Raw genomic sequence first — 21,206 nt, 5'->3', positions numbered from 1 at the left:
GCTTCCGAAGCGCGCCTGTTTCGACGACGAGCATTGCTCGCATTCGTGGTGGCCGGACTCGCCCTGATCCTGCTCGGGCTGCGCTTCGCCTATCTGCAGATCTACCGACACGACGAGTACACCACTCAATCCGAGGCCAACCGCATCCGCTCCCGGCCGATCGTGCCCGCTCGCGGGTTGATCTACGACCGGGCCGGGCGACTGTTGGCCGACAACGTTCCGGCCTATCGCCTGGAGCTGATTCCGGAGCAGGTCGCCGATATCGATGCGAGCCTGGCCGCCTTGGCGGGGGTCATCAACCTCAGCGACGAGGACCTGCTGCGCTTCGCCGATGCGCGCGCGGCGAAGCGACGTTTCCAGCCGGTACCGCTGAAGTTCCCCTTGAGCGAGTCCGAGGTGGCGGCGTTTGCGGTGCGCAGGCACGAGTTCCCCGGGGTTGAGGTCGTGCCCTACCTGTCCCGCCGCTACCCCTACGGCGATCTTCTCGCCCACGTGGTTGGCTACGTCGGGCGGATCGATACCAACGACCAGCAATTGCTGGATGCGGCGCGCTATCGCGGCGCGACCCACGTCGGCAAATCGGGTATCGAGCGCTTTTACGAATCGCGCCTGCACGGCGAGGTCGGCATCGAACGGGTTGAGATCAATGCCGAGGGCCGTACGCTGCGGGTGCTGAACCGCGAACCGGCGGAGTCGGGCGAACACCTGTACATCAGCCTCGATGTTGAACTGCAGCAGGCGATGGTTGCCGCGTTTGCAGGTGCGTCCGGAGCGGCGGTGGCCATAGATCCGCGTTCGGGGGACATTCTCGCCATGGTCAGCCTGCCCAGCTATGACCCGAATCCGTTCGTCAACGGGATTGGCCGCGCTGACTACGCCGACCTGCTGCAGGCGCCGGGGCGCCCGTTGTTCAATCGAGTACTGCTGGGCGGCTACGAGCCGGGCTCGACGCTCAAGCCGTTCATCGGACTCGCCGGTTTGGAGCTGGGCATTCGCCGCCCCACCGACACCGTGTTCTCGAGCGGAGCCTATCGACTGCCAGGCCAGCAGCGCGAGTACCGCGACTGGCGGCGTGGTGGCCACGGCGCGATCAACTTGCGCGAATCGCTGGCGCAGTCGGTCAATACCTACTACTACACGCTGGCGATGGATCTCGGCATCGAACGGCTATCGAGCTACATGGCCCAGTTCGGCTTCGGCGCGCGGACCGGCATCGACCTGATCGGCGAATCGACCGGCATCCTGCCTACGCCGGCCTGGAAGCGCGCCAGCCGCAATCAGCCTTGGTATCCGGGTGAGACCGTCATCGCAGGCATTGGACAAGGCTTCTGGGTGACCACGCCACTGCAGCTCGCCCACGCCACGGCCACGCTCGCTGCGGGCGGCGTGCGGATTCAGCCGCATCTTCTACAGGCGACCCAGCGTGGCTTCGACGCTGAAATCGAGCCGGTCCCGCTGACGGCTCCGCCACTGAGCCTGGTATCCCGCCCTGAAAACCTGCAGGCGGTCATCGAAGGTATGGAGGCGGTGATGCACAGCCCCTCCGGGACCGCTCGCGCGGCCGCGGTCGGTGCGCCGTATCGCATTGCCGGCAAGACCGGAACTGCGCAGCGGGTGGGACGTAGCGGTGATGCCGAAGTCGACCAGTCGCGGCTGGCAGCGAATCAGCGCAATCAGGCCCTGTTTGTCGCGTTTGCGCCGGCCGACGCACCCACGATCGCGCTGGTGGTCGTGGTCGAAGGCGGTGGGTCCGGATCGCGAACCGCGGCGCCAGTGGCGCGCAAGATTCTGGATGCCTGGGTGCTGAGGGAGCCGCAATGAACGCCCACTTCGGCGCCAGCCGCGGCCCACTGGGTTGGCTGCTGCCGCGGCTCGACCTGCCGCTGTTGGCTGCCTTGTTGCTGCTGTCGGCGATCGGGTTGCTGACTTTGCACAGCGCTACCAGCGGCGCGCCGGCCCTGTTCTCGGCGCAGGCAGCGCGGTTCGCCGCGGGCTTCGCGGCACTGTGGGTCATCGCGCTGATTCCGCCGCAGCAGCTTCGGTTGTGGACCCCGTGGCTGTTCGCCGCCAGCCTGGTTCTGCTGCTCTTGGTGCCGGTGTTCGGGACCGGTCGCAGCGGACGGCACTGGCTCAATCTCGGCGTGTTTTTCGTGCAGCCCGGTGAGCTGCTCAAGCTGACCCTGCCGATGATGGTGGCCTGGTTGCTGCACCGCGGGTCGCTGCCACCGGGCTGGGGGACCCTGCTGTTGTGCGGCGGAATCATCGGCCTGCCGGTGGCATTGATTGCCGTTCAGCCTGACCTCGGTACGGCCCTGGTGGTGGGATTTTCGGGCGCGTTCTGCATCTTCATGGCAGGCCTCGCCTGGCGCCGGATCGCGCTACTCGTAGGCATCGCAGCCGTGCTGGCACCGCTGGGCTGGCCGCTGCTGCGGGAGTACCATCGCGAGCGTTTTCTCACCTTTCTGGACCCCGAAGCCGACCCACTTGGGCTCGGTTGGAACATCATCCAGTCGAAGATCGCGGTGGGTTCCGGCGGTGTTTTCGGCAAGGGCTGGGGCGAGGGCACGCAGTCACGGCTCGACTTTCTGCCCGAGCACACGACTGACTTCATCTTCTCGGTGTTTGCCGAAGAGTTCGGCCTGATGGGCGTAGTCGGCGTGCTGGCCCTGTTCCTGTTCATCATCGGCCGCAGCCTGTTCATCGTGGCGCAGTCGCGCGACACCTACGCACGCTTGGTTGGCAGCGCGCTGGCGATGACCTTCTTTCTGTTCGTGTTGCTGAACAGCGGAATGATTTCCGGCGTGCTGCCGGTGATCGGTGTGCCGATGCCTCTGATGAGCTATGGCGGCACCTCAGCGGTGTCGCTGCTGGCCGGCTTCGGCATCATCATGTCGGTCAATGCCCACCGGAGGTTCATGGGCGAATAGAAGGCCCGATCGCGTTGTTTGCGCGCACAACCGCCCATGGGCGCGCACGAATCGCTGAATCAGGCCCTGCGCCTTCAGGCCGCGTGACTTCCGGGACTCAGTCAATCCAGAACGGCGGCCCTAGGCTGCCTGCCACACTCAGGGAGACACCAAATGTTTGTCAGCACAACGGCCCGCCTGACGGGTCTGGCGGGCCTTACCGCAATCGCTCTGATCCTCGCCGGCTGCGGCGAGAAGGCGCAGGAGGCGCCGGCCATGAATCAAACCGCAGCAAGCAGCGCCCCGGCGGCCGATGTCGTCGAAGATCCGTACCTGTGGCTGGAGGATGTGGAAGGCGAGAAAGCGCTGGATTGGGTACGGACGCAGAACGCCGCTTCCAAACAGTCGCTGGAGAGCCTGCCGGGTTTCGGAAAACTCCGCGACGACCTGCGCGCGATCCTCGATTCCGACGCCAAGATCCCCTACGTGATCGAGATGGGCGGGCATCTGTACAACTTCTGGCAGGACGCGCAGAACCCGCGTGGCCTCTGGCGGCGAACCACGCTGGACAGTTACAGCAGCGCAACGCCGGCCTGGGAAGTGATTCTGGACCTCGACGCGCTGAACAAGGCCGAGGGTGAGAACTGGGTCTGGGCAGGCGCTGAGTGCCTGCGTCCGGAGTACACCCGCTGCCTGCTGTCGCTGTCGCGCGGCGGTGCCGATGCCAATGTCACCCGCGAATTCGATATCGCCACGCGGACCTTCATCGGTGACGGCTACTACCGCCCCGAAGCCAAGGGCGGCATGAGCTGGATCGATGCCGACACGGTGTTCGTCTATACCGATTTCGGTGATGGCTCGCTGACTTCTTCCGGCTATCCGCGCATCGCCAAGCGCTGGAAGCGCGGCACCGAATTGTCGGCCGCTGAGGTCGTCTACGAGGGTCAGGCCGGCGACATGTACATCGCCGCCATGCATGACGACACGCCCGGCTATGAGCGCAGCTTCGTCTCCCGCACGCTCGCCTTCTACAACGACGAGCTGTACGTGATCGGCGCGGACGGGGCGCTGAGCAAAATCGACGCACCGAACAGCGCCAACAAATCGGTGCGCAAGGACTGGCTGCTGCTGGAGCTGCGTGAGCCGCTGACCGAAGGCGCTTCGACCTACCCCGCCGGCAGCCTGCTTGCGGCCAAGTTCGATGCCTACATGGCCGGCGAACGTGTCTACACGGTGCTGTTCACCCCTTCGGAGAGCACCTCGCTGGCCAGCTACACCTTCACCGCCAATCACCTGGTGCTGAACGTGCTGGAAGACGTCAAGAACCGGCTCAGCGTGCTGACCCCGGCCGCGCAGGCCGGCGAAGCCTGGGCTTCAACGGCACTGCCGGGTGCGCCGGCGTTCGGCACGGTCACCGTCAGCGCCTTCGACGCCGACACCTCGGACAAAGTCTGGCTGACCTCGACCGACTACCTCACCCCGAGCACCCTGTCGCTGGGTGAGCTGATGGGCGAGAAGCTCAAGCTAAAGGAAATGCCGGCCTTCTTTGATGCCTCCGGCTACGAGATCACCCAGTCGTTCGCGACCAGCGATGACGGCACCCGCGTGCCCTACTTCATGGTGGCGCGCAAAGGCCTGCAGGCCAACGGTACGAATCCGACCCTGCTGTACGGCTACGGCGGCTTCGAGATTTCGCTGACGCCCACCTACTCCGGCGCGGTCGGTCGGGCCTGGCTGCAGGACGGCGGTGTGTACGTGGTGGCCAACATCCGCGGCGGTGGCGAGTACGGCCCGCGCTGGCATCAGGCGGCGCTGAAGGCCAACCGCAACAAGGCCTATGAGGATTTCGCTGCAGTCGCGCGCGATCTGATCGCCAAGAACATCACCGCCCCCGCCCACCTCGGCATGCAGGGCGGCAGCAATGGCGGCCTGCTGATGGGCAACATGACCGTGATGTACCCGGAGCTGTTCGGCGCCGTGGTCTGCCAGGTGCCGCTGCTGGACATGAAGCGCTACCACCTGCTGCTGGCGGGAGCCTCGTGGATGGCCGAGTACGGCAATCCCGAAACCGCCGACTGGGAGTTCCTGCAGAAGTACTCGCCGTATCAGAACCTCAAGGCCGATGCGAAGTATCCGCCGGTGCTGTTCACCACCTCGACCCGCGATGACCGCGTGCATCCGGGTCATGCGCGCAAGATGTTCGCGCGTATGCAGGCGCAGGGCCACGATGTCGACTACTACGAGAACATCGAGGGCGGCCACGGTGGCGCAGCCGACAATGGTCAACGCGCCTACATGCAGGCCATTGCCTACAGCTATCTGCGTCAGCACTTGTTCCCGAAGAGCTGAGCCAGCCGCGTCCTTCGGCCGGCGTAGACTCGCCGGCTGACCTCGCACCCCCCACCCCGGCCGGGATTCCGCGCCGGGGTTTCACATGGATGGAGACCGCACCATGAACCTGATGCACCAACGCCTGCTGCGGCTCGGCGCGCTCGCCGCCGCCATCATCACCTTGGCAGGCTGCCAGCGCGCTGCGGATCCTGTCGATGCCGGCGCTGCTGGCAGCGCGACGCCGGGTGCGAGCCAAGCCGCCGCGCCCGTGGCTGAGCAGCGCCCGCACGAAGTCCGTGCCCCGCACGGTGCGGTCCGCAATGACGAGTACTACTGGCTGCGCGACGACAGCCGCGAACAGCCGGAAATGCTCGCCTACCTCAGCGCCGAGAACGCCTACGCCGACAGCATGCTGGCACCGCTGGCCTCGATGAAGGAATCGCTGTACGCCGAGCTGGTCGGCCGCATCAAGCAGGACGACAGCTCGGTGCCCTATCGCGAAAAGGGCTACTGGTACTACACACGTTTCGAGGAAGGCCGCGAGTATCCGATCCATGCGCGCCGCAAGGGCGACATGCAGGCCGCTGAAGAGATCCTGTTGGACGTCAATGCGTTGGCCGAGGGCAAGGGCTTTTATCAAGTGGCGACCTTTGAGGTCAGCCCCGACGGCAAGCTGCTGGCCTATTTGGAAGACACCAGCGGCCGCCGCCAATACACGCTGCGGATCAGGAATCTTGAAACCGGCGAGCTGCTGCCGGTCGAGATCAATGGCCTCTCCGAGAGCTTTGCGTGGACCGCCGACAGCGCGAGCTTCTACTACGTCGAGAACGACGCCGAGACCCTGCTCACCAAGCGGGTCAAGCGGCACAGCCTTGGAACCGAAGTCGGGGCCGATCGGCTGGTCTACGAGGAGCGCGATTCGACCTTCTACATGGGCGTTGGCACCACCACCTCGGAAAAGTTCATCTGCATCTCGGTATCGAGCACGGTGTCCGATGAGACGCGCTGTACGCCGGCTGCAGCTCCCGGCGATTTCGAGATCCTCGCCCCGCGCGAGCGCGACTTCGAGTACACCGCCGATCACCTCGGCGACCGCTGGGTGATCCGCACCAACTGGGAGGCCACCAACTTCAAACTGATGGAGGCCAGCGAGAACGACATCCGCGCGCGCAGCCAGTGGAAGGACCTGATCGCGCACGATCCCGCGGTCTACATCAGCGACTTCGCCCTGTTCGACGGCTTCATCGCGGTGAGTGAGCGTTCCGGCGGCCTCACGCGCCTGCGCGTGCGCAAGCACGACGGCGCTGAGCAGTACGTGGCTGCCGATGAGTCGGCCTACAGCATGGGTCTGGCGATGAACGCGGAGCCCGGTACCGACTGGCTGCGCTACACCTACACCTCGTTGACCATGCCGGCGACCACCTTTGAACTCAACGTCGTCACCGGCGAACGCAGACTGCTGAAAGAGCAGCCCGTGCTCGGCGGCTTCGACAAGACGAATTACGTGACCGATCGGATCTGGGCAACCGCGCGCGACGGCGTCAAGGTGCCGGTGACGGTTCTGCACCGTGCCGATTTCAAACGCGATGGCAGCGGCGCCCTGCTGCAGTACGGCTACGGCAGCTACGGCGCCAGCATGGACCCGGCCTTCAGCCCGAACGTGATCTCGCTGGTCGACCGCGGCATGGTCTATGCCATCGCCCACATCCGCGGCGGTCAGGAAATGGGTCGAAGCTGGTATGAAGACGGCAAGCTGCTGAAGAAGGTCAACACCTTCACCGACTTCATCGACGTCACCGATTTCCTGGTCGCCGAGAAGTTCGCCGCGGCCGATCGCGTCGCAGCCATGGGTGGCAGCGCCGGTGGTCTGCTGATGGGCGCGGTCTCGAACATGGCGCCCGAAAAGTACCGCGCCATTGTCAGTCAGGTGCCCTTCGTCGACGTGGTCACCACCATGCTCGACGCCAGCATCCCGCTGACCACCAACGAGTACGACGAGTGGGGTAACCCGGAAGACAAGACCTACTACGACTACATGCTGAGCTACTCGCCCTACGACCAGCTCGCCGCCAAAGCCTACCCGGCGATGTTCGTCGGTACCGGCCTGTGGGACAGCCAGGTGCAGTACTGGGAGCCCGCCAAATACGTCGCCCGCCTGCGCGCCAAGAAGACCGATAACAACCTGCTGGTGTTCCGCACGAATATGGAAGCGGGCCACGGCGGCAAGTCCGGCCGCTTCCAGCGCTTCCACGAAGTGGCCGAGTACTACAGCTTCCTGTTGGATCAGCTCGGCGTGAGGTAAGTGCTGTTCCAGCAACCTGTCGGGCTTTGGGGGTCGAGCCGAGTTTCGACTGCGAGAGGACAGTTTTTTTGACGATTCGCAGGCCGAGGGCGCTGGTGGGCCACGGTGAGCTCTCCGATGCGAGCATCCAACTGCGATGGTTCGGTCTGGTGCGCTGAACGCTCCGCGCCGGGTTTGCCGCCGCGCGGAGCTATGGAGTCGGCGTCCGCGCATGCGGCTTGACCGCCGGCGCTCCGGGCATCAGGGCAGGCTTCGTCTCGTGCGAAGCCACCCCTCCGAGCTACGCCTATTGCAGCGCCTGCTGAAACTCCGGGTCGACGAAAAGCTGCTCGATGAGACGCTGCACGGCGGTAGGGTAGTTGTCGAGACCTGCCCGGATTGCAACGGCTCCGATAAAGGACGACTCCCACTCGTGCCTCACCTCGATAACCCGGTCAAAGCGGACCGCGCCCTTGTCTTCGATCCTGAACCGGGCCGTCAGCGTCGCATGGCCGGTTTTGATGCCGGCCATGCTGACGTCGTGCTTCAACAGCTCAACCGACACCTGTCGAGGTGCCTCATCGGAATAGCGACCGGCCGCCTTCAGCTCGGCGATGACGGCATCACGGATGAAGCTGCTGAACGTGCGCTCGGGGCTCGACGACTCCATCGCGGCCCCACGCATGCCCACCGTTCGATCGTTCACGCCCTTGGCTGCACTGGCTGATCCGCCTCGGGCAGGCTCGCCGGCACCCAGCACAACCGAAGCGTTGAGTGAGGTCTGGTACTGCACTGCAGGAACGCTGGCACAGGCGGAAAGCGCGAGTGCTGAAACCACGATGACGCCGCGAACCCAGACGGTCGCGGGGCTCATTCGAACGCGCCCTGCGCATTCAATAGCTTCAGCCCATTCCAGACGATCTGGTCGATCATCTGGTACACGGCTGCGTCCATGGTCATCGGCGTCAGGCCCTCGGGCCCAGCGTGATTGCCGACCGTGGTATGGATCGCATGCTTGACTGCAACTTCGTGCGTGGCGCCGTTTCGCGTGTAAACCAGCGAGGCTTGGTAGCCATCGGAGACCATGCTGCCCACTGCTCCGAGCGTGAGACCCGTACCAAACCCCTTCGCCGCTGCATTGTCGGTCAGAGGCACGTTGTCGATCACCAAGACCAAGCGACCTCCCTGCTCGACTGCAGCCTCAGTCGCGCGCGAGAACAGGCCCGACTCGTTCAACACAGCCAGCGCGCGCGGCCGCATCAACGCAGTGGCACTGGCGTTGGAGCTGCCCTTGGTGCGGAACTCCGCGGCCAGCTGGACTGGCATTGGCGTCTCCGTGCTGCCCACATCCTCCCTGCCGACCGTCGGCAGGGCCGGGTCCACATACACTCGCGTTGTCATGCAAGCCGACAAGCTCGCCGCCAGGCAAAACGCGAAAGCCGCGCGCAATACACCCATATTGATTCGATACACAGTTGACTCCCCCTGAGAAATGGTGATGCCAGGCCCGTAAAGGTCGAGCACGACCCACGAGCGGCGGCGGAACTTTGCCAGCAAAGCGGCCGCGCGAACAGATTGCGGGCAAGCGTTCTGTGCGATCGGCGCGACGCCAAGCTGCATCGATGCGGCGTCGCTACTCCTCGCCAAAGCGCTGCCCTGATTCGTCGTCGCGCCTTGCCAGCCAAGCGGAATCACTCCCAGCTACTGTCCGCCAAGTACGAATCACTACACTAGCGTGGTGACTCAGTCTCACTAACCTGGATACTTCCCACCGCCGCCCGATCCTGCCCTGAATCTCCTGCCGCATAAGGGTTCTGGGAGTGCCCCGCTTCGGACATTCTGTGCGCCTGCATGTTCGTGCTTCGCGGCCCTCGCAGCGGTCTCGCGGCGCTTGGCTTGCACCTTGCGTCGGCCAGTAGCTACGGCTACTGGCCGTCTTCCGGCGCGGCGCCAGACATCACGGTTCCGGCACGATCATCCGCGACCGGTGTGAGATATCCGGGCTAGAACCTCTTCACCACCCAGCCAACCCATGCCCGCGAACACCCCTGCTTTCCGCCTGCGGGACCTGACCGGCCCCCAACTCGGCGCTGCCATCCAGGCGACGCACATCCGTGGCCTGGATGCATTCCGCGCCATTGCCGTGCTGTTGGTCCTGCTCGGTCACGGCATCGAGGCAGACCCCGCCTGGTCTCCCTGGCTCGGGCCTCTGGCAAGCCTGGGCGTCAAGCTCTTCTTCGTGCTGTCCGGCTTGCTCATCACTCGCCTGCTGCTCGACGAGATAGACCGCAGTGAACGAATCGATCTGATGCGCTTCTACAGGCGTCGCTTCGGCCGGCTGATGCCCGCGTTCTATCTCTATCTGGTGGTAGCGATCGGCATCCTGCTGGTGCGCGGCAAACCGGTGCCCTGGGACGCGGTCGCTTCCGCCGTGTTGTACGTGGTGAACTACTTCCAGGCATTCAACGGCGCGCCCAATCACATCGTGTCGCACTGCTGGTCGCTGGCAGTCGAGGAGCAGTTCTATGTGATCTGGCCTCTGCTGCTGGCATGGGTGATGCGGCGGCGCTGGCAGCCCGAGCGCGTGCTGGTGATCGCCATCGTCACGATCTGGCTCTGGCGGCTGGGTCTGGTGCTGTTTACCGACACCAGCGAGGCCTACCTGTACCGCGCCCTGGACACCCGCGCAGACGAACTCTTGATGGGCTGCCTTCTGGCCGTGCTCACGCGCCAGCCGGCTTGGCAGGCGCGTCTGGCGAGCTGTTTGCGAGCGCCTGGCCTGGTGCCCGCCCTGATAGTGATGCTGTACGTGAGCACCACATTCACCGGCGACGATCGCCTGCTGCGCTTCGGCATCGCTTTCATGTTCGACACGGTTTTCATCGGCGTGTTAGTGCTGGCAGTGAGCGCACTGGCCACCCACGGCGAAGGCTGGATCGCCCGCCTGCTCAACCACGCCACCCTGGTTCGGGTAGGCCAGGTGTCGTACTTCATGTATCTGTTCCATGGCCTGATCATGCACACCTCCGTGCGCCTGATCGAGCGTTTCACCGGGAGCTTCGCGCTGGGCTTGCTGGGGGCCATCGCCCTCGTCTACTTCGCAGCTCGCGTCTCCTTCGTGAGCTTCGAATCCCCCATGCGCCGCTGGGTCACGGGTTCTTCGCGCTGATCAAGGCGCGGGCATCCGGCCAAACTCGTACGCGTGCGGACTCTGCATGCATCCCTTGCCGCCCGCCGCAACCCTGCACATCAGCGTTGCGCGGAGCGTGCCGCGACGAGACTGATGCTGCGCGTGCGCGTTGTCGGAACAGTGCATTCCTCTTGCGCCGGACTTCTGTGTGAGGGAGTCCTTCGATCAGTCGCGGCCGGCGTATCGCCCGAATCGGCCTGCGACCGAGCGACGAGAAAGCGACGTGCCATGCGTGCTCGATGCGCCTCAAGCTCGGCGGGGTTCGGGTACATGCAGGCAGGTGATCAGAACGCGTGATCAAACGCCACGCTGCCCTCCACGGCGACCTGGTAGGCGGACACGCGGCGCTCGAAGAAATTGGTCAGTTCCTGCACATCCTGCAGATCCATGAATGGAAACGGATTCCGGCTGACGTAGCGTGGCGGCAGGCCCAGTCTGGTCAGGCGCTGGTCGGCCACGTACTGCAGGTACTCGCGCATGTCGCGGATCGACAGCCCGGCCACGCCGCCGGCCAGGACGTCCTCGGCGAAGGCGAGCTCGCAGCCGATGGCCTCGTCGAGCATTTCGCTGATCTGCGCGTTGAGTTCGGCATCGAACAGCTGCGGCTCCTCTTCGCGCGCGACCCGGATCACTTCGAACGCAAAGGCCATATGGCCGGATTCGTCGCGGAACACCCAGTTGGTGCCGGCGGCCAGCCCGGGCAGCAGGCCGCGTGAGCGCAGGTAGTAGACGTAGGCAAACGCGGCGAAAAAGAACAGGCCCTCGATGCAGCTGGCGAAGCAGATCAGGTTGAGCAGGAACTGTCGCCGCTGCGTGGTCGAGTTCACCTGCTGCAGCTGTTGGATCGAGTCCATCCACTTGAAGCAGAACTCGGCCTTGTGGCGGATCGATGGGATGTTCTCGACCGCCGCGAACGCCATCGCGCGCGCGGCTGGATCGGGCAGGTAGGTGTCGAGCAGAGTCAGGTAGAACTGCACGTGCAGCGCTTCCTCGTAGAGCTGACGCGACAGATACATGCGCGCTTCCGGCGCGTTGATGTGCTGGTAGAGGTTCAGCACCAGGTTGTTGGCGACGATCGAATCGCCGGTGGCGAAGAAGGCCACCAGGCGTTCGACCAGATGGCGTTCAGCCAGGCTGAGCTTGTGCTTGAGATCGTTCACGTCCAGCGCGAAATCGACTTCTTCCACCGTCCAGGTGTTGCGGATGGCATCGCGGTACATGTCGTAGAACTGCGGGTAGCGCATCGGCCGCAGGGTCAGGTCGAAGCCCGGGTCGAGCAGTCGTGATGGGGTGGTCATGGGGGTGTCCGATAGGGCTTGAGCGGGGCGGGCGAGGGCTCCACGCCAGCGCTGCCGGCGTGGAGCCAATGAATCAAAGCGACAACTACTGACAGGCCTCGCAGCTCTCGGGGTTCTCCAGTGAGCACACCACCGCTGCGGTGGCTGCCACCGTGGTCTGGGCGATCCGCGTCGCCGGCCTCGAGCGCAGGTAGTAGGTCGTCTTCAGCCCGGCCTTCCATGCGTACATGTACATCGACGACAGCTGGCCGATGTTCGGGTTCTCGATGAACAGGTTCAGCGACTGGCTCTGGTCGATGAACGCGCCGCGCGCAGCCGCGAGATCGATCAGCGCTTTCTGCGGCAGTTCCCAGGCGGTGCGGTAGATCTGTCGCAGCGCTTCGGGAATCTCGGCGATCGCCTGGATCGAGCCTTCCGCGCGCTTGATGTGGTCGCGCATCTCGGGCGTCCACAGGCCCAGCCGCTTGAGCTCCTCGGCGAGGTGCCGGTTCACCACCAGGAAATCGCCGGACAATGTTTCGCGCTTGAACAGATTGCTGATCTGCGGCTCGATGCACTCGCAGCAGCCGGCGATCGAGGCGATGGTCGCCGTGGGCGCGATCGCGATCAGCAGCGAGTTGCGCAGGCCGTGTTCGCGGATGCGCTCGCGCAGCGCCTGCCAGCGCGCCGGGTCGCTGGGCGTGATGCCCCAGGCCTCGAACTGCAGTTCGCCAGCAGCGGCGCGGGTTTCGGCGAAACTCGGATGCGCGCCCTGGCTGATCGCGAGCTCGACCGAGGCACACAGCGCCTGGTAGTAGATCTCCTCGGCGATGCGGGTCGACAGCGCCTTCGCCGGCTCGGAATCGAATGGCAGGCGCAGCTGGAAGAACACGTCCTGCAGGCCCATCACGCCCAGCCCTACTGGTCGCCAGCGCAGGTTGCCGCGGCGTGCCGAATCGATCGGGTAGAAGTTCAGGTCGATCACCCGATCGAGTTGGCGCACCGCCAGCTGCACGCTGTCGGCAAGCTTGTCGAAGTCGAAACCGTCGGCGCCTACATGCCGCGCCAGATTGATCGAGCCGAGATTGCAGACCGCCGTTTCGTCGGTCGAGCTGACCTCGATGATTTCGGTGCACAGGTTGGACAGATGCACGGTGCGGCCGGCCAGCGCGGTCTGGTTGCAGGCGCGGTTGCTGGCGTCCTTGAAGGTCATCCAGCCGTTGCCGGTCTGGGCGAGGGTGCGCATCATCCGCGCGTACAGCTCCCGCGCACCCAGCCGGCGCTTGGCCAGGCCCGCGGCTTCGGCGGCCGCGTAGGCGCGCTCGAACTCCGGCCCCCACAGGTCGGTCAGCTGCGGAACATCCTTGGGATCGAATAGCGACCACTCGGCGTCAGCATCGACGCGGCGCATGAACAGGTCGGGGATCCAGTTGGCGAGGTTCAGATTGTGGGTGCGGCGGGCCTCGTCACCTGTGTTGTCGCGCAGCTCCAGAAACTCCTCGACATCGGCATGCCAGGGCTCCAGGTACACGCAGGCCGCGCCCTTGCGCTTGCCGCCCTGGTTGACTGCGGCGACCGAGGCATCCAGCGTTTTCAGCCAGGGCACGATGCCGTTCGACAGCCCGTTGGTGCTGCGGATCAGCGAGCCGCGCGAGCGCACCCGCGTGTACGACAGGCCGATCCCGCCGGAGAACTTGGACAGTTGGGCGACATCGGCATAGCGCTGGTAGATCGACTCCAGCGAGTCCTGCGGCGAATCGAGCAGAAAGCAGCTGGACAGCTGCTCGTGGCAGGTGCCGGCGTTGAACAGGGTCGGCGAACTCGGCAGGTATTCCAGCCGCGCCAGCCGTTGGTACAGCGCCAGCGCCTCGCCGATCTCACCGCCGCTCAGCGCGCAGGCGATGCGCATGAAGAACTGCTGCGGAGTTTCGATCACGGTGCGCTGCTGCGGATGACGGAGCAGGTAGCGGTCGTACAGGGTGCGCAGGCCGAAGTAGTCGAACTCGCGATCGAGGCTGCGCTCGATGCTGTCGTTCAATTTGCGCGCATGCGCCTGCACAAAGCTGAGCAGACGCGGATTGATCAGGCCGAGTGCGTGGCCCTGCGCTACCGACTGCGAGAACGCATGGATCTCGTGGCCACCGACCTCTTTCTCGATCACCGCCGACAGCAGTCGCGCGGCCAGGCGGCCGTACTCGGGCTCCTCGCCGGTCAGTAGGGCGGCGGTGCGAATCGACAGCTCGTCGAGTTCGCGTGTGCTGGCGCCGTCGAACAGGCCTGAGATGGTGCGGGTGGCGACCCGCATCGGGTCGACCGAGTGCAGGCCTTTGGCGCAGCGGCCGACCGCGCGCACGATCTTGTTGAGGTCGACCGGCTCGCGGTGGCCGTTGCGCTTGGTGACCTGCATGCCAGCAGGCGAGTGCGGTGACGTGAGCTGCAGGTCGGGTGGCGCGGCGTGGGCTGCAGCGCTGGTGCCGACGCTGCGGCCGGGGGAAACAATCGCGTTCATGAGTCGCTCCGTGGAAAGCACGGGTCGCGGTCCGTCCCTCGCAGGACCGCGCAGCGAAAGCGCGCCGACACAGCCTCATGCGGCCGCGAGCAAGCGGACGGAATCAGCTGCGGCGACGCCCCCTCGGGCGACGGACTGAGCGGGAGGAACGGCAGAACGCGCGGCGCAGGCGCAAGCCCGCGGCGACGTCCGGCTGCTTCCCCGCGGAAGCCCTGATGCCGGTACCGTGCGGGTGTGCTGCGCACGGCTGTCGGCAGGTCTTCGGGCTTATGGACAGGGCGCGGATGCGTGGATCCGAACCGCCTACTGGCCGTCGCTTCCCGGAGCTGCTGCTCCAGTGCATGTGACGGCGGTCGTTTCCATTTACCGCTGCGGGGCAGCGCCGGAATCACACCGGCTTCCCTATTAAGCCGACCCGTGTTTCCGGGGTGCGGCACCGACCGCCACAAGATATGGGGGTCGGTGGCTCAGGTCAACACAAGATGTAGCGTCCAGTCGCGGCCGCAGCGGAGTGCGACGCGCGCATCAGCGCCACCGTTCGGTAACCGCAGGGCGAGCTCTCCGCCGGCTTGCGAGCTCGCTGATCAGCTCGCCAGCGCCGTTGCCGTGACCGCGGGTGGCGTCGATTGCGGAGCCAGACGGCCGATCAACAGCATCAGCCCCAGCGAGGCGAACAGGGTGATGAACATCAGATGCAGGTAGTGCAGCGGCGACCACAGGAAGGTGAAGCAGGCATACAGGGCAGCGCCGAACACGAGGCCGATCTTGGCCGCGCGGGCATCGGGCCGACGGAAGAACACCGCGGCCAGGAAAACTGCCAGCACCGGCATCGAGTACAGCCCGTTCAACTGCTGCAGGGTGGCGATGATGCTCTTCGAGTTCTGGTACAGCGGCACCAGGGCGACCGACACCACGGTCGCGATCACCGCCACGCTCTGACCCACGCGCCGGACATTGGCCTGCGGATTGATGTAGCGCACGTGCACGTCCAGGGTGTACAAGGCCGCCGCCGAGTTCAGGCAGGAGTTGAAGCTGGACAATACCGCGCCGGCGATGACTGCTGCGAACGCACCCGACAGCCACGGCGGAAGCACGTCGCCGACCAGTCTTCCGTAGGCGACATCATCGACATCGCCATACAGCTTGAACGCGATCAGGCCCGGCAAGACCACGATCAAGGGAATGATCATCTTGAACGCCGCGGCCGCGTAGATGCCCTTCTGCGCCTCGCGCACCGACTTCGCCGCCATCGCCCGCTGCACGATCACCATATTGGTGCCCCAGTAGAACAAATGGGCGAAGAACATGCCGGTCAGCAGGGTGGTCCAGGGAATGTCGGAATCGCTGCTGCCGATCAGGGTCAGGCGCTCGGCCGGCAGGCCGGACAAGTCCCAGTTGATCGCCGCCATCGCGAACGCGGTGACCGTCAAGCCCATCACCAGCAGGCCGATGCCGTTGAACGTGTCGGAGATGGCGATCGCGCGCAGGCCGCCAAAAGCAGCGTAGGCGAGCCCGGCTGCAGCGAACGCGGCAGCGATCGCGAGCACCGAAAAGTCGAGATCGAACATCGACTTCATGAACACCGAGCCGGTGTAGAGCACCACCGGCAGCAGGATGAACTGATAGCCGAACAGGAACAGCACGCCAACACCTGCGCGGATGCCGGAATCGTTGAAGCGGTGCTGCAGCAGCTCGGTGGTGGTGGTGCAGTTGTACTTGTAGTACAGCGGTATCAGCAGCCGGGCGAGCACGATCAGGCCGGCGGCGGCGCCGAACTCCCACCAGGCGACCAGGGCCATCTGCGCGCCATTCATGCCGACGATCTGCTCCGCCGACAGATTGGTCAGCAGCAGCGAACCGGTGACGACCGGCCAAGTCAGGCCGCCGCCGGCCAGAAAGTACTCGCGCGAGGCATCCCCCACGTGGGTGGCCTTGCGGCAGCGCCACCAGGTCAATACCGCGACCAGGACGGTCAGCCCGATGAATACACCCCACTGCAGTGTGCTGCCGCTCATGCCGATCTCCATGGCCACCGCCGCGGCCTGCGGGCGTACGCTAACCGTTCGCTCCGTTGCAGCCCTCATACACCTGCGTTGAATACGTATTCAGTCTCGTCCGGCAAGGGCGAGCCGGTGCGCTGTGATGAGCCACTGCGCGACAGGATCGAACGTGCCCGAAGCGCAGCTTGTTTGGCGCACTTCGCCGACAGCGTCAGTGGCATCGGGCTATGGTGCATTTGAGGTGCACGCGTGCGCGCCTTGGCTCAGCGCATGAGAGCCCGTCTGTCCGTGCTGTTCCCGTTGGCGAGGATGAACGCCCGCGTTCGTGGCGCTTGACGCCACTTATGCTCAAACCTAGCATTACCCTCCTTATGCTCAGGCCGAGCATAAGTGCATGCGGCGTCGATCAGGCGCCGAACCCGACGATGCCAAACCCGGAGTGCTCATGAGCCTGTCCAACCTTGTCGCCCTGCCGGCCGCGGATGCCGCGCTGGTTGCCCGCCATGCGGCGCTGCGCGAGCGCACTCGCGCCGTCATCAGCGAGACCGAATGGGCGCTGCACCTGCCCTATATAGACGCCATCAACCGCCTGAAGAAAGAGAAGCGCGCGGTGATTCTGGCGCACAACTACCAGACTCCCGAGATTTTCCACGGCGTCGCCGATATCGTCGGCGACTCGCTGGCGCTTGCGCAGCAGGCGCTGAATGTCGATGCCGACATCATCCTGATGGCCGGCGTGCACTTTATGGCCGAGACCGCCAAGATCATGAATCCGTCCAAGACGGTGCTGATCCCCGACACTGCCGCCGGCTGCTCGCTCGCCGAAGGCATCACCGCCGCCGATATCCGCCTGCTGCGCCAGCGCTACCCGGGCGTGCCGGTGGTGACCTATGTCAACACCACGGCCGAGGTGAAGGCCGAGAGCGATGTCTGCTGCACCTCGGCCAATGCCGTGCATGTGGTCGAGTCGCTGGGTGTCGATCGCGTGCTGTTTCTGCCGGACCAGTACCTGGGCCAATACGTGGCCTCGAAGACCCAGGTCGAGGTGATCCTGTGGCAGGGCAGCTGCGAAGTGCATGAGCGCTTCACCGGCGCCGAGCTGCGCGACTACCGCAAGGCGCAGGGCGATGTGCACATCCTGGCCCACCCGGAATGCCCGCAGGATGTTCTGGCCGAGGCCGATTTCGTCGGCTCGACCGCCGCGATGATCCACCACCTCGACGCCAAGCGGCCGAAGCGCGTGGTGATGGTCACCGAGTGCTCGATGAGCGACAACGTGGCGGTGAACTTCCCGGACATCGAGTTCACCCGCCCCTGCAACCTGTGCCCGCACATGAAGCGGATCACCTTGCCGAAGATCCTGCAGGCCCTGCAGACCGGCCAGCACGAGGTGCAGGTCGAGGCTGAAGTCGCGCGTCGCGCACGGCTGGCGGTGCAGCGCATGCTCGATATCGGCCGGCGCGAGGCCGCGTAAGCCGCATGCGCGCCGAGGTCATCATCGTTGGATCCGGAGTCGCCGCGCTGAGCGCGGCACTGGCCGCGGCGCCGCGGCGGGTACTGGTGCTGACGCCGGAGCGACTGGGCCTGGATGGTGCCAGCCACTGGGCGCAGGGCGGCATCGCGGCGGCGATAGGCGAGGGCGACTCGCCAGCCCAGCACGCCGAGGACACCCTCGCCGCCGGCGCGGGCTATGGCGATCCCGCGCGCGTGGCCGAATTGACCCGTGCCGGCCCTGAACTGATCGGATGGTTGCAGCAGCTCGGCGCGCGCTTCGATCTTGACGTGCACGGCCGCATCAGCCTCGGCCGCGAGGCCGCACACGGCCGCGCCCGCATCGTCCATGCGCGCGGCGATGCGACCGGCGCCGAGGTGATGCGCGCGCTGGCGCAGGCGGTGCGGGCGGCAGCCCATATCGAAGTGCGCGAAGGCTGGCGCGCCTGTGGTCTGCTGCAGTCCGATAGCTCGGTGCGCGGCGTGCTTGCAGCGGACCGCGAAGGGCGTCGATTTGCGTTGCCTGCACCTGCAGTGATCCTGGCCACCGGCGGCATCGGTCAATTGTTCCGCTACACCACCAACCCGCTGCACGCCGACGGCAGCGGCCTGGCGATGGCGATCACGGTAGGCGCGGTGCTGCGCGATCTCGAGTTCGTGCAGTTCCATCCCACCGCGCTCGCGGTGCGCGGGCTTGATCCCGCGCCGCTGCCGCTGTTGACCGAAGCCCTGCGCGGTGTGGGCGCGATCCTGATCGACAGCAACGGGCGCCGCTTCATGGCATCGACCGCGGGTGCTGAGCTCGCAGCGCGCGATGTGGTCTCGCGCGCGGTGTATCGACAGCTGCGTTTGGGCCCGGTCTATCTGGACAGCCGCGCCGCGGTGGGTGCGGATTTCCCGCAGCGGTTTCCGGCGGTGTTCGCGCTGGCGCAGGCGCATGGCCTCGACCCGCGCAGCGAGCCCTTGCCGGTGGCGCCGGCCGTGCACTACCACATGGGTGGGATCGCTGTGGATGCGGCCGGACGCAGCAGTGTCGATGGATTGTTCGCGGTGGGCGAAGTCGCCTGCAGCGGCGTGCACGGCGCCAACCGCTTGGCCAGCAACTCGCTGCTGGAGGGGATGGCCTACGGGCGTGCAGTGGGAGGCTATCTGGCCCAGATTCCGCGCCCGATCATGCCGGCTCGCTTGCACGTGCCTGTACACCAGGCCGCTGCGCCGCAGGATGCCGCGGCTGCCTTGCGCCTGCGCCACTTGCTGTGGGATCACGCGGGCATCGAGCGCACCGCTGCGGGCCTGCAGATCGGGATGCAGCGCGCGCAAACAATCGCCGAGCAGGCCACACAAGGTACCCAGCTTGCCGCGCGAGCGGCCGTGACGATGGCGATTCTTGCCGCTGCCCTTGCGCGTCCGAACAGCTTGGGCGCGCACTGCCGCAGCGATGCCGATGAAGCCGCCGCGGCCGACGCCTTGCAGCGGGCCGGCTGCAGCGGCTGAGCCTGACGGCCCGGCGCCTATACTGCCGGCGAACACAGGGCAGGCAGGGGCGTCGATGAGCGAGAGCGAGGACGGGCCGCAGGCCGGGCAGGAAGACAGCGGTGACCATGCCCTGCGGCGCGAGCTGTATTTCTTCACCCTGTACCGCGCGCTCGAGGGCGCGCTGCTGGTGTTCGTGGTGTTCAGCCCGGTCGCCGCCAACATGGTGCACTTGGAGTTCCCGCTGCTGGCCCAGGCTGCGGCGATCTGTCATCTGGTCGCGGGCCTGGTGCTGGTGGTCGCGGCGGGTCAGCTGCGCCTGCGTCTGCCGACCCAGGCTGCCCTGGGGCTGAGCCTCGATATCGCGATCGCTCTGTTGTTCTTCCATGTCACTGACGGCATCGACACCGCCATCGGCCTGATGATGCTGGTCAATATCGGTGCCGGCGCTCTGCTGCTGTCGCTGCGCTCCGGCCTCGCCCTGGCCGCGGTGATGGCAGCGGGCGGCATGGGCGAGTTCCTGCTCACCCAGCTCGGCCAGCCGGATTCCTCGCGCGATCTGGTCGAAGCGGTGATGCTGGCCATCAGCTATCTGGCGGTGGCAGTGCTGTGCCATCAGCTCGGTCGGCAGATGCGCGAGACCAGCCAGCTCGCGGCCCAGCGCGGGTTGGATCTCGCCAATCTCGCCCAGTTGAACGAGCTGATCATCCGCCGCATGCGTACGGGTGTTCTGGTGGTGGATGCGTCCAACCAGCTGCAGCTGAGCAATGAAGCGGCTTGGAATCTGCTCGGCCAGCCTTCGCCGACCGAGCAGTATCTGGGCACGCTTTCGCCGACCTTGTCGCGGCGTCTGGCCGACTGGCAGCGCGGCCGCCCCAGCGCCAGCGAGGCGCTGCAGCTCGGCGTCGAGGGCATCGAAGTGATTCCGCGTTTCGCCAAGCTCTCCGCCAGCGATGGTCTGGTGCTGATCTTTCTCGACGACGCCACCCTTGTGTCGCGGCGAGCCGAGGAGCTGACCCTGTCGACCTTGGGCCGGCTGTCGGCCAGCATCGCGCACGAGGTGCGCAACCCGCTGGCGGCGATCAGCTATTCGGCGCAGCTGCTGGAGGAATCGCCCGACCTTCCCGCCACTGATCGACGGCTGGTTGAAATCATCCTGTCGCACTGCCAGCGCATGAACGGGATCATCGAGAACGTGCTGAACCTGTCGCGACGCGAACGCTCGCGCCCCGAGCAGGTCGATCTCTCGGTGTGGGTGCAGGGTTTCGTCGACGACTATCTCGCCAGCCATGTGCTGGAGAGGGATCAGTTGATCGCGGCGCCGCCGAATCGCCGGCTGTACGCGGTGGTCGATCCCGCCCAACTGCATCAGGCGGTGACCGTGCTGGTCACCAACGCCCTGAACTACGGCCGCACGCCCGGCCAGCCGGCACGCGTGACAGTCAGCGCGCGCCAGCCGCTCGACTACGGCCCGCCGGTGGTCGAGGTGACGGACCGCGGCCCGGGCATTCCGGCCAAGGTGGCGGCCAACATCTTCGAGCCGTTCTTCACCACGCACGAGCACGGCACAGGCCTCGGCCTGTACATCGCGCGCCAGCTGTGCGAAGCCAACCAGGCGGCGCTGGAGTACATTTCGGTGCCGGCCGGCGGCGCCTGCTTCCGCATTACCCTGGCGAAGTCGCGCAGTTTCGGCACGCCCGGCACGGAGACTTGAGCCGAGCGGTGTCGTATTCTGCGGCGACCCTCAC

General features: G+C 65.7%; 13 protein-coding genes and 1 riboswitch. Of the genes, 8 read left to right on the top strand and 5 right to left on the bottom strand.

All coding sequences use genetic code 11. The features are described 5' to 3' along the window. The first annotated feature begins 33 nt into the window (after positions 1-33). From mrdA to ACIQ7H_RS13745, 4 genes are all read left to right on the top strand, one after another. Entirely contained in the window at positions 34-1,821 is a 1,788-nt protein-coding gene (mrdA, locus tag ACIQ7H_RS13760; protein ID WP_395792413.1) for a penicillin-binding protein 2, read from the top strand. Then, the gene (rodA, locus tag ACIQ7H_RS13755; protein WP_395792411.1) at positions 1,818-2,927 is read left to right on the top strand and encodes a rod shape-determining protein RodA; all 1,110 of its coding nucleotides are present in this window, start codon (positions 1,818-1,820) and stop codon (positions 2,925-2,927) included. The genes mrdA and rodA overlap by 4 nt, the downstream gene beginning before the upstream one ends. A 255-nt stretch (positions 2,928-3,182) precedes the next feature. Then, positions 3,183-5,255 carry a prolyl oligopeptidase family protein gene (locus ACIQ7H_RS13750; protein ID WP_395792427.1) on the top strand — a complete coding sequence of 691 codons (2,073 nt, stop codon included), beginning with the start codon at positions 3,183-3,185 and terminating at the stop codon, positions 5,253-5,255. A gap of 103 nt (positions 5,256-5,358) precedes the next feature. Then, positions 5,359-7,539 carry a S9 family peptidase gene (locus tag ACIQ7H_RS13745; protein WP_395792409.1) on the top strand — a complete coding sequence of 727 codons (2,181 nt, stop codon included), beginning with the start codon at positions 5,359-5,361 and terminating at the stop codon, positions 7,537-7,539. 286 nt (positions 7,540-7,825) lie between these two features. Here ACIQ7H_RS13745 and ACIQ7H_RS13740 read toward each other — a convergent pair whose 3' ends face one another. Both ACIQ7H_RS13740 and ACIQ7H_RS13735 read right to left on the bottom strand, forming a co-directional pair. Further along, positions 7,826-8,392, bottom strand: a complete 567-nt coding sequence (locus ACIQ7H_RS13740) for a hypothetical protein (protein WP_395792407.1) — start codon at positions 8,390-8,392, stop codon at positions 7,826-7,828. Continuing rightward, positions 8,389-9,213, bottom strand: coding sequence for a hypothetical protein (locus tag ACIQ7H_RS13735; protein WP_395792405.1), 825 nt, complete (start codon positions 9,211-9,213; stop codon positions 8,389-8,391). The genes ACIQ7H_RS13740 and ACIQ7H_RS13735 overlap by 4 nt, the downstream gene beginning before the upstream one ends. 337 nt (positions 9,214-9,550) lie before the next feature. On the opposite strand from ACIQ7H_RS13735, the gene ACIQ7H_RS13730 reads away from it, so the two are divergent. Then, positions 9,551-10,687, top strand: a complete 1,137-nt coding sequence (locus tag ACIQ7H_RS13730) for an acyltransferase family protein (RefSeq protein ID WP_395792403.1) — start codon at positions 9,551-9,553, stop codon at positions 10,685-10,687. A 305-nt stretch (positions 10,688-10,992) separates the two neighbouring features. Here the strand turns inward: ACIQ7H_RS13730 and ACIQ7H_RS13725 are convergent, their stop codons facing one another. The 3 genes from ACIQ7H_RS13725 to ACIQ7H_RS13715 form a co-directional block, all read right to left on the bottom strand. Next, complete coding sequence (locus ACIQ7H_RS13725) at positions 10,993-12,006, bottom strand: ribonucleotide-diphosphate reductase subunit beta (RefSeq protein ID WP_395792401.1); 1,014 nt, start codon at positions 12,004-12,006, stop codon at positions 10,993-10,995. 85 nt (positions 12,007-12,091) lie between these two features. Beyond that, on the bottom strand, positions 12,092-14,392 hold the full coding sequence (locus ACIQ7H_RS13720; RefSeq protein WP_395792425.1) for a ribonucleoside-diphosphate reductase subunit alpha: 2,301 nt from the start codon (positions 14,390-14,392) through the stop codon (positions 12,092-12,094). A gap of 336 nt (positions 14,393-14,728) precedes the next feature. Further along, positions 14,729-14,950: riboswitch (cobalamin riboswitch) on the bottom strand. A gap of 128 nt (positions 14,951-15,078) precedes the next feature. Continuing rightward, on the bottom strand, positions 15,079-16,509 hold the full coding sequence (locus tag ACIQ7H_RS13715; RefSeq protein WP_395792399.1) for a solute:sodium symporter family transporter: 1,431 nt from the start codon (positions 16,507-16,509) through the stop codon (positions 15,079-15,081). Between the two features lie 430 nt (positions 16,510-16,939). On the opposite strand from ACIQ7H_RS13715, the gene nadA reads away from it, so the two are divergent. Genes nadA through ACIQ7H_RS13700 form a run of 3 tightly spaced genes read left to right on the top strand, consistent with a single transcriptional unit; the run spans position 16,940 to position 21,172 of the window. Then, positions 16,940-17,968: a quinolinate synthase NadA gene (nadA, locus tag ACIQ7H_RS13710; protein ID WP_395792397.1), complete on the top strand. Its 1,029-nt coding sequence runs from the start codon at positions 16,940-16,942 to the stop codon at positions 17,966-17,968. 5 nt (positions 17,969-17,973) lie between these two features. Beyond that, positions 17,974-19,479, top strand: coding sequence for an L-aspartate oxidase (locus ACIQ7H_RS13705; RefSeq protein WP_395792395.1), 1,506 nt, complete (start codon positions 17,974-17,976; stop codon positions 19,477-19,479). Positions 19,480-19,534: 55 nt separating this feature from the next. Next, entirely contained in the window at positions 19,535-21,172 is a 1,638-nt protein-coding gene (locus ACIQ7H_RS13700; RefSeq protein WP_395792393.1) for an ATP-binding protein, read from the top strand. Positions 21,173-21,206 lie beyond the last annotated feature (34 nt).

The sequence above is a fragment of the Aquimonas sp. genome, assembly GCF_044377145.1.
Lineage (GTDB): Bacteria > Pseudomonadota > Gammaproteobacteria > Xanthomonadales > Xanthomonadaceae > Aquimonas.
Note: the sequence above shows the minus strand (reverse complement) of the source record. Positions and strands in the feature narration are given on the sequence as shown.

Coding starts and splice junctions, on each gene's coding strand:
- rodA (WP_395792411.1), top strand. CDS start 1,818: ATGAACGCCCACTTCGGCGCCAGCCGCGGCCCACTGGGTTGGCTGCTG.
- ACIQ7H_RS13750 (WP_395792427.1), top strand. CDS start 3,183: ATGAATCAAACCGCAGCAAGCAGCGCCCCGGCGGCCGATGTCGTCGAA.
- ACIQ7H_RS13745 (WP_395792409.1), top strand. CDS start 5,359: ATGAACCTGATGCACCAACGCCTGCTGCGGCTCGGCGCGCTCGCCGCC.
- ACIQ7H_RS13740 (WP_395792407.1), bottom strand. CDS start 8,392: ATGAGCCCCGCGACCGTCTGGGTTCGCGGCGTCATCGTGGTTTCAGCA.
- ACIQ7H_RS13730 (WP_395792403.1), top strand. CDS start 9,551: ATGCCCGCGAACACCCCTGCTTTCCGCCTGCGGGACCTGACCGGCCCC.
- ACIQ7H_RS13725 (WP_395792401.1), bottom strand. CDS start 12,006: ATGACCACCCCATCACGACTGCTCGACCCGGGCTTCGACCTGACCCTG.
- ACIQ7H_RS13720 (WP_395792425.1), bottom strand. CDS start 14,392: ATGCAGGTCACCAAGCGCAACGGCCACCGCGAGCCGGTCGACCTCAAC.
- ACIQ7H_RS13715 (WP_395792399.1), bottom strand. CDS start 16,509: ATGAGCGGCAGCACACTGCAGTGGGGTGTATTCATCGGGCTGACCGTC.
- nadA (WP_395792397.1), top strand. CDS start 16,940: ATGAGCCTGTCCAACCTTGTCGCCCTGCCGGCCGCGGATGCCGCGCTG.
- ACIQ7H_RS13705 (WP_395792395.1), top strand. CDS start 17,974: ATGCGCGCCGAGGTCATCATCGTTGGATCCGGAGTCGCCGCGCTGAGC.
- ACIQ7H_RS13700 (WP_395792393.1), top strand. CDS start 19,535: ATGAGCGAGAGCGAGGACGGGCCGCAGGCCGGGCAGGAAGACAGCGGT.